The sequence below is a fragment of the Mycetocola zhujimingii genome (assembly GCF_003065425.1).
Taxonomy (GTDB): domain Bacteria; phylum Actinomycetota; class Actinomycetes; order Actinomycetales; family Microbacteriaceae; genus Mycetocola_A; species Mycetocola_A zhujimingii.
Window position 1 is genome coordinate 1,566,335 of sequence record NZ_CP026949.1, and the last position, 13,386, is coordinate 1,579,720.

Here is a 13,386-nt window from a genome sequence, read left to right on the forward strand (position 1 = left end):
CATCCGTCACCGGCTACCTCGTCGCAGCGTCTGTTATCGCGGCGAGTGCGCCGGGGATCATTGATGCGTCGGTACCGCCACCCTGTGCCATGTCGTCCTTACCGCCTCCGCCTCCACCGAGGACGCCTGCGGCTGTCCTGGCGAGCACGCCGGCCTTTGCGCCGGCAGCGCGTGCCTCGGGGTTGGTCGCGACGATGACGATCGGTCGATCCTTCACGGTCGCGGCGAGAGCGGTGATGCTTGGCACAGACCCGAGCCGCTCGCGCACTGTCGTGACGAGAAGACGCAGGTCGTCGGCGGAGTTCAACACTCCGACGTTCTCAGCGACCAGGGTGTACGCACCAGCGGTGTGCTTCGTGGCGACGAGTGCTGGCACCCGCTCGGTGAGCGCGCGGGCTTCAAACGCCTGGATTTTCTTCTCGGCCTGTTTGAGGTTCGCAACCAGATCGGCGATGCGCTCGGGGAGCTGCTCGCGTGGCGTCTTGAGCGACGATGTCAGTTCGTTCACGATCGCACGTTCGGCGGCGAGGTCCCGGAACGCCTCGAGGCCGACGAGCGACTCGACACGGCGGTTCGTCGAGCCGACGCTCGATTCACTGACGAGGTTGATCATGCCGATCTCCGCACTGGTCGACACGTGAGTGCCTGCACAGAGTTCGCGCGACCAGGGGCCGCCGATGTCGACGACGCGAACGACGTTGCCGTACTTCTCACCGAACAGGGCCATGGCGCCGAGCGCTTTGGCTTCGTCGAGCGGCAGCTCACGCGTGACGACCTCGAGGTTGTCACGGATCGCGTTGTTCGAGACTTCCTCGATCTCGCTCCGGGTCTCAGCCGAGAGGCCTGCGTTCCAGGAGAAGTCGAGACGGAGGTAACCGGCCTTGTTGTACGAGCCGGACTGGTGGGCGTTCGGGCCGAGGACCTGGCGAAGCGCGGCGTGGATGATGTGGGTACCGGAGTGTGCCTGCCTGGCTCCCCTGCGGTACTCGCGGTCGACGACGCTTGTTGCGCTGTCACCGACGCCCACTTCACCCTTGGCGACCTGCACCTTGTGGCTGATGAGTCCCTTGATCGGCTTCTGAACGTCGAGCACTTCGAGTTCGTAGCCCGGTCCGACGATGAGCCCCTGGTCGGCTTCCTGTCCGCCGGACTCTGCGTACAGCGAGGTCTCGGCGAGGATCACTTCGGCGATGTCGCCCGCCGACGCCTTCGAGACGGACTGGCCGTTCACGATGAGGCCGAGGATCTTCGACTCGGTGGTGAGATCGGTGTACCCGGTGAAGGTCGTCTCGCCGAAAGCCCTGAACGCGCTGTAGACGCTGAGGTCAGCCAGTGCTGTCTTCTTGGCCTTGGCATCCGCTTTTGCGAGTGCGCGCTGGTTGGCCATGAGGGCATCAAACGCCGTGCGGTCGACACTCAGGCCGGCTTCCTCAGCGATCTCGAGCGTGAGGTCGATCGGGAACCCGTAGGTGTCGTGCAGCAGGAATGCGGTGTCGCCAGGAAGCTTCTCGGCGTTGGTCTGCTTCGACTTCTCGACGGCAAGGTCGAGGATCGTCGTTCCGCCGGCGAGCGTGCGCAGGAAGGTTTCTTCCTCGCCGTACGCCGACTGGGAGATGCGGCTGTAGTCGTGCTCGACCTCGGGGTATGCAGCCTTCATCGCGTCGCGTGACGCGGCGAACAGCTCAGGGAAGGTCGCGGTATCCACGCCGAGCAGCCGCATCGAACGGACGGTCCTCCGCATGAGCCGGCGCAGGATGTAGCCCCTGCCCTCGTTGGACGGCGTGACGCCGTCGCTGAGGAGCATGAGCGATGAGCGAACGTGGTCGGCGATGATCCGCATGCGAACGTCGTCGGTGTGGTCTGCACCGTAGCGGCGCCCAGACAGTTCGGCCGCGCGGTCGAGTACAGGGCGGACCTGGTCGATCTCGTACATGTTCTCGACGCCCTGCTTGAGGAAGGCGACGCGCTCGAGGCCCATGCCGGTGTCGATGTTCTTCTTCGGCAGGTCGCCGAGGATCTCGAAGTCGTTCTTGCCCCGGCCCTCGCCGCGGAGGTACTGCATGAAGACGAGGTTCCAAATCTCCACGTACCGGTCATCGTCGGTCTCCGGACCGCCGTCCCGACCGTAGGCGGGCCCTCGGTCAAAGAAGATCTCGGAGCAGGGGCCGGCCGGACCCGGCTGGCCCGTCGACCAGTAGTTCGTGTCCATGTCGAGTCGCTGGATGCGCTCATCGGGAAGTCCGGCGATGGACTTCCAGAGACGGATGGCCTCGTCGTCGTCCTTGTAGACCGTGACCCAGAGGTCCTTCTCATCGAAACCGTAACCGCCGGTGCTTTCAGACGACGTCAGGAGCTCCCAGGCGTAGCTGATCGCCCCTTCCTTGAAGTAGTCGCCGAACGAGAAGTTGCCGTTCATCTGGAAGAACGTCCCGTGGCGCGGCGTCTTGCCGACCTCTTCGATGTCGTTGGTCCGAATGCACTTCTGCACGCTCGTCGCGCGCGGGTATGGTGCGGGGACGAGTCCGCTCAGGTACGGCACGAACGGCACCATTCCCGCGACGGTGAACAGCAGGGAAGGATCGTCGGATACCAGCGATGCGGATGGAACTACGGTGTGGCCGCGCTCGGCGAAAAAATCGAGCCAGCGCGAGCGGATGTCAGCGGTCTTCATGGGTCCGTTCGGAGAGGGGTCTCTGCGGGGGCAGAGGGAGTCTTATTTCTGAGAAGAGCCGGCGCCAAGGTCGCCGATTGCGTCCTCGGCGTCCTTCGCGAGTTCGTCGATCTTCTCCCGCAGTTCAGCTTCACGTTCTCTGTACGCGTCGGCGACTGTGTCGCTGAACTCGCGGAGCTTTCCGTCGAGGTCCGAGAAGAACTCCTTGCCCTTCTGGGTCTTGTTGATCTCGTGCGCGACGAAAAAACCGGCGGCAATGCCGGTAAGTAGCCAGAAAATATTCTTCACAGGGGCTCCTCCTGGGGTGTGGGACGGATGCTTCCAACCAGAATTTCATCCTACCGGTTATGCCTGACTGGCCGCTTTGTGGCCCGGTCATATGAAAAAAACGGGGCCGCGGCGTAAGCCGCGACCCCGTCGGTAAAGCTGTTTAGCGTGCTGCGTAGTACTCAACGACGAGCTGGACTTCACAGGTCACGGGGACCTCTGCACGCTGCGGGGCGCGAACGAGGCGTGCCTGCAGCTTGTCGAGCTCGACCTCGAGGTACGGCGGAAGCTTCGGGAGGACATCAACGTGTCCGCCTGCTGCTGCAACCTGGAAAGGCTCGGTGCCTTCGCTGCGTGCCTTGACGTGGATGAGCTGTCCCGGCTTCACGCGGAAGGAGGGACGGTCGACGATCTGGCCGTCGACGAGGATGTGACGGTGCACAACCATCTGACGTGCCTGAGCCGTGGTGCGGGCGATAGCCGAGCGCACGAGAAGAGCGTCGAGGCGGGTCTCGAGGATCTCGACCAGGTTTTCACCGGTCAGGCCCTTGACGCGACGAGCTTCTTCGAAGGCAATCTTCAGCTGCTTCTCGCGGATGCCGTACTGGGCGCGCAGACGCTGCTTCTCGCGAAGACGCACAGCGTAGTCGGAGTCGGTCTTGCGCTTGGTGCGGCCGTGCTCACCCGGAGCGTACGGACGCTTCTCGAGGTACTTTGCTGCCTTCGGGGTGAGGGCGATGCCCAATGACCGCGACAGGCGGGTCTTGCTACGGGTACGTGACTTGGTAGACACGGGTTCCTTTCGATGGAATCTCTGACAATGTGATGCCGGCGCACAACAGCGCGACCGGAAAGTAAGAGGGGTGAGCCGGAACAGTTCGGCTAAAGAACATGTCCGTCAACCCGATTCAGTGCAGCCATACATTCAAACCGGGCCTAGGCCAGCAACAAGCCTAACATGCCACCGGGTCAGCCGCGCCCGCCGCGCACGATGCGCAGGAGCTTGGCGAGCCGAGAGGAAACGTCGCGCTCGTTGCCGTGCTGTGTTGGCTGGTAGTACCGCACCCCGCGAAGCTCGTCGGGAAGATATTGCTGCTCAACGACCCCGACGTCGGCGTCGTGCGGGTACTTGTAGCCCTTGCCGTGACCGAGGCGTTTCGCGCCGGCGTAGTGCGCGTCGCGCATGGGCTTGGGGACCCTGCCGAAGTTGCCGGCGCGCACGTCGGCGATGGCGCTGTTGATGGCGTTGTACGACGCGTTCGACTTCGCGGCGGTCGCGAGGTAGACAACGGCCTCGGCGAGAGGAATGCGGCCCTCTGGCATCCCGATGAACTGAACGGCGTCCGCTGCAGCCACGGCGATCACCAGGGCGTTGGGATCCGCGAGCCCGATGTCTTCCGATGCGCTCACGATGATTCGGCGGGAGATGAACCGGGGGTCCTCCCCCGCTTCGATCATCCTGGCCAGGTAGTGCAGGGCCGCGTCGACGTCTGATCCGCGGATCGACTTGATGAACGCGCTGATGACGTCGTAGTGCTCGTCGCCGTTTCTGTCGTAGCGCAGCAGCGCACGGTCGACCGCGTTGGCAACGACGTCAGCGGTGATAACCGGTCGCTGCCGGTCCGCCTCAGCGGCGGGAGCGTCGGGAGCGTCGCCCGCACCTTCGTCAACGCCGTCGTCATCGTCATCGTCAGCGTCTTTGGTTGAAGCACGATCGACGGTGCCGTCCTCGGTGTCGGTGCCGCCAGCATCCGTTTCGGTCGACAGCGAATCAGCGCTGAGCGAATCGGCACTGAGCGAATCGGCACTGACGGATGCCGCTTCAAGCGCGGTCAGCGCGCGGCGAGCATCCCCTGAGGCGAGCCGAATGATGGTGTCACGGGCATCGGCTGTGACGTCGAACCGACCACCGAGTCCGCGCTTGTCTTCGATCGCCCGGTCGAGAACAACACGGAGGTCGTCGTCACTCAGCTGCTCGAGGGTGAGCAGGAGCGAGCGGGAGAGCAGCGGCGAGATCACCGAGAACGACGGGTTCTCCGTTGTCGCGGCGACGAGGATCACCCAGCCGTTCTCGACACCGGGGAGGAGAGCGTCTTGCTGCGCTTTGCTGAAGCGGTGGATCTCGTCGAGGAAGAGCACTGTGGACAGCCCGTAGAGATCGCGACTTGTCATCGCTTCGTCCATAACCAGGCGGACGTCACGAACTCCGGCCGAAACAGCGGAGAGCTCGACGAAACGACGGCCCGAACTGTGCGCAATGGACTGGGCGATCGTTGTCTTGCCGGTGCCGGGCGGGCCCCAGAGGATCACCGAAACGCTGCCCTTGTCACCGGATTTGCCGTGCGCGAGGCTCACGAGCGGCGACCCCGGCTTCAACAGGTGCCGTTGCCCGGCAACCTCGTCGAGGCTCTTGGGTCGCATGCGCACCGCGAGCGGGACACTGCCAGAGTGCAGTGCCGCTGTCGTGTTTGCCATGATGCAAGGCTAGCCGCACCCGCTGACAAGTTCCGCGGCGGGTGCGGCTCAGGGGTCGGCTGCTGCAAGCTCGGGGACGTCTGTGGAGTGCACGTGGAGACTCGACTCCACGTGCATTTGGTCAGTGGAAGTCGATAACCGTAAAGTTCATCGAAGACGGCACCCGGGGTGCTGGCCTTGAGTACCGGCGCACGAGCGCCCATCCGATGGAGGATCCACGTGGCACCCAGCAAGACCGAAGAGCGCCTGGCACGCGAGAATCGTGAACGGCTCAAGGCTTACAAAGCCCGTCGGACCATGCACGAGTATCGCGCCAAGCGCCGGGTGCGCGACAACTGGATCGCCGTCATCGCACTCGTCGTCGTTGCCGCCGCGGTGACTGCCGGCCAGCTCGTGTACTTCTCCACCGGTCCAGGCGCGCCGAGCGCGACCTCGACGCCTGCACCGACCGAAACGGCTCCGTCGGAAACCGCTCCAGCCGGTGCGAACACCGGGGACGTGCCGGACGCAGGTCTCGCCGAAGGCAGGGTCTGGAACGGAACGATGACCATCAACGGCATCCCGCTGGGTATCGAGGTCGACGGAGCAGCGGCACCGCAGGCCGTCTCGTCATTCGTCTCGCTGTCGCAGGGCGGCTTCTACGACGGTGTCAGCTGCCACCGGCTCACGAACGAAGGCCTCTACGTGCTCCAGTGCGGAGACCCGGATGGCACCGGGTCTGGCGGGCCCGGTTTCAGCTACGGACCCGTCGAGAACGCCCCGGCAGACAACGTCTACCCGGCCGGAACGCTCGCCATGGCGCGTCAGCAGGACAACGGCTACAGCATGGGAAGCCAGTTCTTCATCGTGTACGAAGACACCACGCTCGGCGCGGACTCGGCAGGTGGGTACACAGTGCTTGGCAAGGTGACCAGCGGCCTCGAAGAGCTCAAGGCACAGGTCGTCGACGCCGGTATCACTGACGGTGCGACCGACGGGCCTCCTGCCATCCCCGTAGCCATCGAGAACATCACCGTTCAGTAGGCGGAGTATGGTGGCCTTCCCCGCCGGGAGGGGTCAACGTAATAGGCTGGACCAGAGTTTCCGGTCGCGCAGTCGCGCGACAACCAAGCAAGGTGAGGCACGTGTCTAATTCTGAGCAGCAACCATGGGGTCGCGTAGACGAGTCCGGCGCCGTTTTCGTGCGCGAGGGCGACGACAACTGGCGTGAGGTTGGGCAATTCCCCGATGGCACTCCGGAAGAGGCACTTGCCTACTTCACCCGCAAATTCACCGAGCTCGCCGGCCAGGTGACGCTCCTCGAACAGCGCGTTAAGCGTGGAGCGCCGGCCGCGGACGTGTCCAAGGCGGTCTCGCACCTCGCTGCCAACCTGGAGAATGCCAACGCTGTCGGCGACCTGGCGAGCCTCAAGGCCCGTGTCGCTGCCCTTGACTCGACGGTGGGCGAACTCACCGAGCAGCAGAGCGAAGAAGCGCGCGCGGCCGTTGCCGAGGCGATTGCCGTGCGGACGACCATCGTCGTCGAGGCGGAAAAACTCGCGGCGCAGGACCCCGCCAAGGCACAGTGGAAGCAGACGACGGAGCAGATCACCGCCCTCTTCACCCAGTGGCAGACGCACCAGCAGGAAGGCCCCAAGCTTCCGAAGGGCGAGGCGAACGAACTCTGGAAGCGATTCCGCACCGCGAAGTCCACGATCGAGCAGAACCGCAGGGCGTTCTTCGCAGAACTCGACTCGGTGCACCGCGACGCGAAGTCCCGCAAACAGGAGCTCATCGAGCAGGCTGAAGCGTTGATCCCCAAGGGTGCAGACGGCATCCCCGGGTACCGCGCGCTCCTCGACGAGTGGAAGAAGTCGGGACGAGCGGGTAAGCGCCACGACGACGCGCTCTGGGCTCGATTCAAGGCCGCTGGCGACGCAATCTACGCCGCGAAGTCCGAGGTCGATGCCATTGACAACGCCCAGTTCTCCGAAAACCTGGATGCCAAGCTCGCGCTCCTCGAGGAGGCAGAACCGCTGCTCGCCGAGACCAACCGCGACAAGCTTCGGTCGGCTCTTGCGTCAATCCAACGCCGCTGGGACGAGATCGGGAAAGTTCCCCGCGATCAGGTTCGCACGGTCGAAGACAGGCTCCGCAAGGTCGAGAACCACCTGAAAAAGCTCGACGAGGACCACTGGACGAAGAACAACCCGGAGACCAAGGCCCGCACCGAGGGACTTGCCGGGCAGCTCAACGCAGCGATCGCCAAGCTCGAAGCCGAACTCGACGAGGCGAAGGCCACGGGCGACACGGCGAAGATCGAGGCAGCGACAGAGGCACTCGAGGCACGTAAGGTCTGGCTCAACGCCCTGTCCTGACCGTCATCCACACCCCGACGGCGGGAGCGAATTCTTCACAGATTCGCTCCCGCCGTTTCTCGTCGCTCGGCCGGGCTCACGCTTGGACGATGCCCCGATTTCTGCCCTCGGTTCTCAGCACTGGGTTCCTGCCCGTTGCCGAGCTTTACGCTGCAGCGCGCGATGGCGACCTGGTGAAGCTCGACGACGTTTTCATCTGCGTCGACGAGCCCGATCGCCGAGAGTTGCGTGCGAGCACGCTCGCGAGTGAACTGCCGCGTCTTCCTGCTGCCAGGCACCTCGTGACAATGGGCTGGAGCGCAGCCTGGGTATACGGCGCCATCGACGACCCTCCCTGGCAGCACGAGGTGTGCGTTCGGGCAGACGAGCGCGCAACCCTCCGACTGCCGCCCCGATTCCACCAACGGGAGCTGCGCCTGGCCGACTCCGACGAGGCCCGCATAGCGGGACTCAGGGTCACGACGCCGGCGCGCACCGTCCGCGACCTGGAGCTCAAACGCACAGACTCCCCCTGGGCGCGTGACGCTATCGCCCGGCTCGCTGGAATGTCAGGTGGCGAGAATCAACCGCCGTTGACGCGGTAGACGTCGTACACCGCGTCGATGCGTCTCACCGCGTTGAGCACCCGCTCAAGGTGGGTCGTGTCGCCCATTTCAAAGACGAAACGCGAGATGGCAAGACGGTTGTTCGACGTCGATACGGTTGCAGAGAGGATGTTGACGTGGTGCTCACTGAGTACCCGCGTGACATCGCTCAGCAGTCCGGCGCGGTCAAGCGCTTCAACCTGAATGTGGACGAGGAACAGGCTCTTCGAACTCGGCGCCCACTCGACGTCGATCATTCTCTCCGGCTCCTTGAGCAACTCCTGCACGTTGTGGCAGTCACTCCTGTGTACCGAAACACCCGAACCGCGCGTCACGAAACCAACGATGTCGTCGCCGGGAACGGGCGTGCAGCACTTCGACATCTTGACGAGAATGTCGGGTGCGCCCCGAACCAGCACGCCTGAGTCACTGTGCGTCACCGAGCGGGTACGACCCCGCACCGGGAAGTCGATGGCACCCTGTTCAGCCTCGGTGTCTCCCTGAAGGAGTGCGGCCACCTTCTCGAGCACTGACTGGGTCGACACGTGACCCTCGCCAACGGCCGCGTACAGCGCGGAGACATCCTCGTACCGCATCTGGGCAGACACCTCGGCGAAGGTGTCCTGGCTCATCAGCTTCTGCAGCGGAAGGTTCTGTTTGCGCATCGCACGGGCGATGGCATCCTTGCCCTGCTCGATGGCCTCATCGCGTCGCTCTTTAGTGAACCACTGACGAATCTTGTTACGCGCGCGGGTGCTCTTGACGAAACTCAGCCAGTCCTGGCTCGGACCGGAGTCGGGGTTCTTCGAGGTGAACACCTCGACCACGTCGCCGCTGTTGAGCTCGGATTCGAGGGGAACAAGTCTGCCGTTCACCTTCGCACCCATCGTGCGGTGCCCGATCTCGGTGTGAACGGCGTAGGCGAAGTCGACCGGCGTGGCACCGGCGGGAAGGCCGATGACCCGGCCCTTCGGCGTGAAGACGTAAACCTCTTTGGCGCCGATCTCGAAGCGGAGCGAGTCGAGGAACTCGCCGGGGTCGCTCGTCTCGGCCTGCCAGTCGGAGATGTGGGCAAGCCACACCATGTCGTTCTCCGTCGTCTTCGACGCACCCTTGCCGCCGTTGACGTTCTCCTTGTACTTCCAGTGCGCGGCAACACCGTATTCGGCGTGCTGGTGCATCTCGTGCGTCCGGATCTGGATCTCGACGCTCTTGCCCTGCGGGCCGATCACCGTCGTGTGCAGTGACTGGTAGAGGTTGTACTTCGGGGTTGCGATATAGTCCTTGAATCGCCCGGGGATCGGAGTCCATCGCGCGTGGATCGCGCCGAGAACCGCATAACAGTCACGCACCGAATTGACGAGAACACGGATGCCGACGAGGTCGTAAATTTCGTCGAAGTCACGACCGCGCACGATCATCTTCTGGTAGATCGAGTAGTACTGCTTGGGTCTGCCGACGACCTTGCCGCGGATCTTGGCGGACTTGAGGTCCTCGTTGACCGAGTCGATGACCGTCTGGACGAGTTCTTCCCGCTGCGGGGTGCGCTGCCTGACCAGGCTTTCGATCTCGGCGTACAGCTTCGGGTAGAGCACGGCGAACGAGAGGTCTTCCAGTTCCCACTTGATGGTCTGGATACCGAGCCTGTGCGCGAGCGGCGCGTAGATCTCGAGCGTCTCGGTCGCCTTCCTGGCGGCCTTCTCGGCGGGAACGAAGCCCCAGGTGCGGGCGTTGTGCAGTCGGTCAGCAAGCTTGATGACGAGAACCCGGATGTCTTTCGACATCGCAACGATCATCTTGCGGACGGTCTCGGCCTGGGCGCTTTCTCCGTATTTGACCTTGTCGAGCTTGGTGACGCCGTCGACGAGCATGGCGACTTCATCACCGAACTCTGCGCGAAGCTCGTCGAGGCCGTAGTCCGTGTCCTCAACCGTGTCGTGCAGGAGAGCCGCTGCGAGGGTCTTAGGTCCGATCCCCAGGTCGGCGAGAATCTGGGCGACCGCGACAGGGTGGGTGATGTATGGCTCACCACTCTGGCGCTTCTGCCCGCGGTGGGCACGCTCGGCGACCGTGTACGCCCGCTCGATGACCGTGATGTCGGCCTTGGGGTGGTGAAGTCGCGCCGTGCGCACAAGACGATCGACAGCGCCGGCCGGCTGGGCCTTCGAAAAGATCCGAGGGACGAGGCGGCGCAGGGACGCGCTTGACGACTGGGTCTCTGTCATGGCGTCACCTCCGAACCTCTATTATCGCGTACCGCGGCGGTCTAACGCGCCGTGGCGACGGCCGGCTCGGCCACCGCGCGGGAGCGACCGGCGAGCACGCGAGCGTCGCGCTTCTTGATCTCGGGCTCGTTCTGGCGGAACAGTGCGTACAGCGGTGCCGCGACGAAAATCGTGGAATAGGTGGCCACGAGGATGCCGACAAACAGCGACAGCGAGATGTCGCGGAGCGTCTCAGCGCCGAGCAGGAAGTCACCGATGAGCAGGATCGAGCCAACGGGCAGGGCTGCAACGACCGACGTGTTGATCGAACGCACGAGTGTCTGGTTCACCGCGAGGTTCACCGACTCCGCGAAGGTTCGGGGCGCATTCTCGCCGTCTTCCGTGGTGTTCTCACGGATCTTGTCGAAGACCACGACAGTGTCATAGAGCGAATACCCGAGGATCGTGAGGAAGCCGATCACGGCGGCCGGGCTGATCTCGAAACCGCTGAGCGCGTACACGCCGAGAGTGATCACGAGAACATCGAGAAGTGCGATCATCGCCGCAGCTGACATCTTCCAGGTGCGGAAGTAGATCGCCATGGTGATGAAGGCAAGCGCGAGGAAGATCACGAGTCCGGTGATGGCCTGTCGCGTGACGTCCTGTCCCCACGACGCACCGATGAAGGATGTCGTGACTTCGGATTCAGGCACGTCGAACGCTGTTGCGAGAGCCGTCGTCACATCGTTGGTCTCTGCGGAGGTCAGCTGGTTCGTCTGCACCCGGATGGCAGAGTCTCCAACGGTCGTGACCTTCGACGCTGCATCGGGAACAACGCTCTCGACGGCATCCGTCGCCTTGTTCTGGTCCGTGTCCTGGACCGAGTTGATGGTGAACTGTGATCCGCCGGTGAACTCGATGCTGAGGTTGAACCCGCCCTTGACGATCGGGACGAGTATCGACGCGAGGACAAGGACGATGGCGACGCTGAACCAGACCTTGCGGTTACCGACGAAGTTAAACGAACGCTTCCCCGTGAACAGGTCGTTGCCGAATGTGGTGAGGCTTGGCATTAGGACTTCTTCTCCTCAGACTTCTTGCCGGCGCCCGCGGCGACGAGCTCAGCCTGCTTGCGTTCTGCGATGGTTTGCCGTTTCGCTGCCTCACGGCTTGACTTCGTTGACTTGCCTGCGACGCCCGGTTGCGGCGCACGGAACTGTGCCCGGCCCCGGTACACAGCGCCGAGCGCGTTCGGGTCGAGTCCGGAGAGCGGATGACCGCTCGAGAAGAATCGTGTCTGCGCCAGGACCTGGAGGGCCGGGTGTGTGAAGAGCAGCACGACGAGGACGTCGATGATCGTCGTGATGCCGAGCGTGAACGCGAATCCCTTCACGTTTCCGACGGCGACCGCGTAGAGCACAACTGCGGCAAGGAGGTTGACACCCTTCGACGCGTAGATGGTGCGCTTGGCGCGCTTCCAGCCGGCCTCGACCGCGGACTCGAGCCCGCGCCCGTCGCGAAGCTCATCGCGGATTCTCTCGAAGTAGACGATGAACGAGTCGGCGGTGAACCCGATGGCCACGATAAGCCCGGCGACACCGGCGAGTGAGAGTCGGTAACCGTTGCGCCACGACAGAATCGCGATCACCAGGTAGGTGAGGACACCGGCAACGATCAGAGACGCGATAGTGACGAAGCCGAGCAGCCGGTACTGGAACAGCGTGTAGATGGCGACCAGGATGAGGCCGATAAGGCCGGCGATGATTCCGATCTGCAGCTGCGCAGCACCGAGAGTCGCCGAGATAGCCTCTGAGCTCAACACCGTAAAGCTGATGGGAAGAGCACCGTATTTAAGCTGGTCGGCGAGCGACTTTGACGACTCCTGGGTGAAGTTACCCGAGATCTCCGCGTTGCCGTCAGTGATGACGCTGTTGGTCTGCGGCGCCGAGATGACCTGGTTGTCGAGCACGATGGCGAACTGGTTCTGCGGGCTCTGCAGGGCTGTGAGCCGCTGAGTCACGTCGGCGAACTCCTCGGTGCCCTCGCCGTCGAATTCCAGGTTGACGACCCACTGGCCGGTGGTCGCACCGGTCTGCGTGGTCTGCATGCCGTTGGTGGCGTCCTCGATCGTCGATCCCTCGACCTCGACGGGACCGAGGATGTACTTGACGCTGCCGTCGACCTCACACGCGATGATGGGCTTGTCAGCCGGCTGGACAACCCCGGCTTCGACGGGTTGCGCGCAGTCGAAGGCCTGGAACTCGGCCTGCAGCTTTTCGGTGATCTGCGCGAGGTCGCTCGCGTTGGTCGGTTCGGTCGCCGGGGTGTCGGGAAGCGCAGGATCGGGTGTCGGGTACGGCGTCTCAACGCCGTCTTCGCCGACGAAAGTGTTTGTGGGACCGCTCGCGACGAGGACCGGGCGGAATTCGAGCTTCGCCGATGCCTCGATCCGGTTGCGGGTCTCCTCGTCAGCTTCACCGGGGATGGAAACGACGACGTTGTTTCCCTCGGTGTTGATCTCGGCCTCGGAGACACCAGACGCGTCGACGCGCTGCCTGATGATCGAAACCGCCTGGTTGAGCTGCTCAGCGGAGACCGACTCGCCCTCCTCCACGTTGGGCTGCAGAATGATCTGCGTTCCACCTTCGAGGTCAAGCGCAAGCTTGGGTCCCCATGTGGCGTTACCCCAGACGACGCCACCGGCAAGGATGCCGAAGAGTGCAAGGGTGATAACGCCAAGCCAGATCAGTGAGCGACTCGCTCTACGGATGGGCGTCGACTTCGACTGTGCCAACTACGTACTCAGCTTTCTCTGGCCGTCTCGCACC

General features: G+C 63.7%; 10 protein-coding genes. 3 read left to right on the top strand and 7 right to left on the bottom strand.

From position 1 onward, the window contains the following. Positions 1-13 precede the first annotated feature (13 nt). The 4 genes from alaS to C3E77_RS07435 form a co-directional block, all read right to left on the bottom strand. On the bottom strand, positions 14-2,671 hold the full coding sequence (gene alaS, locus C3E77_RS07420) for an alanine--tRNA ligase (RefSeq protein ID WP_108391047.1): 2,658 nt from the start codon (positions 2,669-2,671) through the stop codon (positions 14-16). A 42-nt stretch (positions 2,672-2,713) separates the two neighbouring features. Further along, positions 2,714-2,959, bottom strand: coding sequence for a hypothetical protein (locus tag C3E77_RS07425; RefSeq protein ID WP_108391048.1), 246 nt, complete (start codon positions 2,957-2,959; stop codon positions 2,714-2,716). A 142-nt stretch (positions 2,960-3,101) separates the two neighbouring features. After that, a complete protein-coding gene (gene rpsD, locus C3E77_RS07430) occupies positions 3,102-3,731 on the bottom strand; it encodes a 30S ribosomal protein S4 (RefSeq protein ID WP_108391049.1) in 630 nt (209 codons plus the stop codon). A 176-nt stretch (positions 3,732-3,907) separates the two neighbouring features. Beyond that, complete coding sequence (locus C3E77_RS07435; protein ID WP_108391050.1) at positions 3,908-5,413, bottom strand: replication-associated recombination protein A; 1,506 nt, start codon at positions 5,411-5,413, stop codon at positions 3,908-3,910. A 219-nt stretch (positions 5,414-5,632) separates the two neighbouring features. Between C3E77_RS07435 and C3E77_RS07440 the strand changes: the two genes are divergently transcribed. The 3 genes from C3E77_RS07440 (at position 5,633) to C3E77_RS07450 (ending at position 8,354) form a co-directional block, all read left to right on the top strand. Then, positions 5,633-6,436 carry a peptidylprolyl isomerase gene (locus C3E77_RS07440; protein ID WP_108391051.1) on the top strand — a complete coding sequence of 268 codons (804 nt, stop codon included), beginning with the start codon at positions 5,633-5,635 and terminating at the stop codon, positions 6,434-6,436. A gap of 101 nt (positions 6,437-6,537) precedes the next feature. Next, positions 6,538-7,770, top strand: a complete 1,233-nt coding sequence (locus C3E77_RS07445) for a DUF349 domain-containing protein (RefSeq protein WP_108391052.1) — start codon at positions 6,538-6,540, stop codon at positions 7,768-7,770. 89 nt (positions 7,771-7,859) lie between these two features. Then, positions 7,860-8,354 carry a hypothetical protein gene (locus C3E77_RS07450; protein WP_108391053.1) on the top strand — a complete coding sequence of 165 codons (495 nt, stop codon included), beginning with the start codon at positions 7,860-7,862 and terminating at the stop codon, positions 8,352-8,354. Here C3E77_RS07450 and C3E77_RS07455 read toward each other — a convergent pair. Genes C3E77_RS07455 through secD form a run of 3 tightly spaced genes read right to left on the bottom strand, consistent with a single transcriptional unit; the run spans position 8,333 to position 13,352 of the window. Continuing rightward, positions 8,333-10,579 (bottom strand): RelA/SpoT family protein, encoded by a 2,247-nt coding sequence (locus tag C3E77_RS07455; protein WP_108391054.1) that lies wholly within the window; start codon positions 10,577-10,579, stop codon positions 8,333-8,335. The genes C3E77_RS07450 and C3E77_RS07455 overlap by 22 nt on opposite strands. 41 nt (positions 10,580-10,620) lie before the next feature. After that, positions 10,621-11,631, bottom strand: coding sequence for a protein translocase subunit SecF (secF, locus tag C3E77_RS07460; RefSeq protein WP_108391055.1), 1,011 nt, complete (start codon positions 11,629-11,631; stop codon positions 10,621-10,623). Continuing rightward, positions 11,631-13,352, bottom strand: a complete 1,722-nt coding sequence (gene secD, locus C3E77_RS07465; protein ID WP_108391056.1) for a protein translocase subunit SecD — start codon at positions 13,350-13,352, stop codon at positions 11,631-11,633. The genes secF and secD overlap by 1 nt, the downstream gene beginning before the upstream one ends. Positions 13,353-13,386 lie beyond the last annotated feature (34 nt).

Coding starts and splice junctions, on each gene's coding strand:
- secF (WP_108391055.1), bottom strand. CDS start 11,631: ATGCCAAGCCTCACCACATTCGGCAACGACCTGTTCACGGGGAAGCGT.
- C3E77_RS07435 (WP_108391050.1), bottom strand. CDS start 5,413: ATGGCAAACACGACAGCGGCACTGCACTCTGGCAGTGTCCCGCTCGCG.
- alaS (WP_108391047.1), bottom strand. CDS start 2,671: ATGAAGACCGCTGACATCCGCTCGCGCTGGCTCGATTTTTTCGCCGAG.
- C3E77_RS07455 (WP_108391054.1), bottom strand. CDS start 10,579: ATGACAGAGACCCAGTCGTCAAGCGCGTCCCTGCGCCGCCTCGTCCCT.
- C3E77_RS07450 (WP_108391053.1), top strand. CDS start 7,860: ATGCCCCGATTTCTGCCCTCGGTTCTCAGCACTGGGTTCCTGCCCGTT.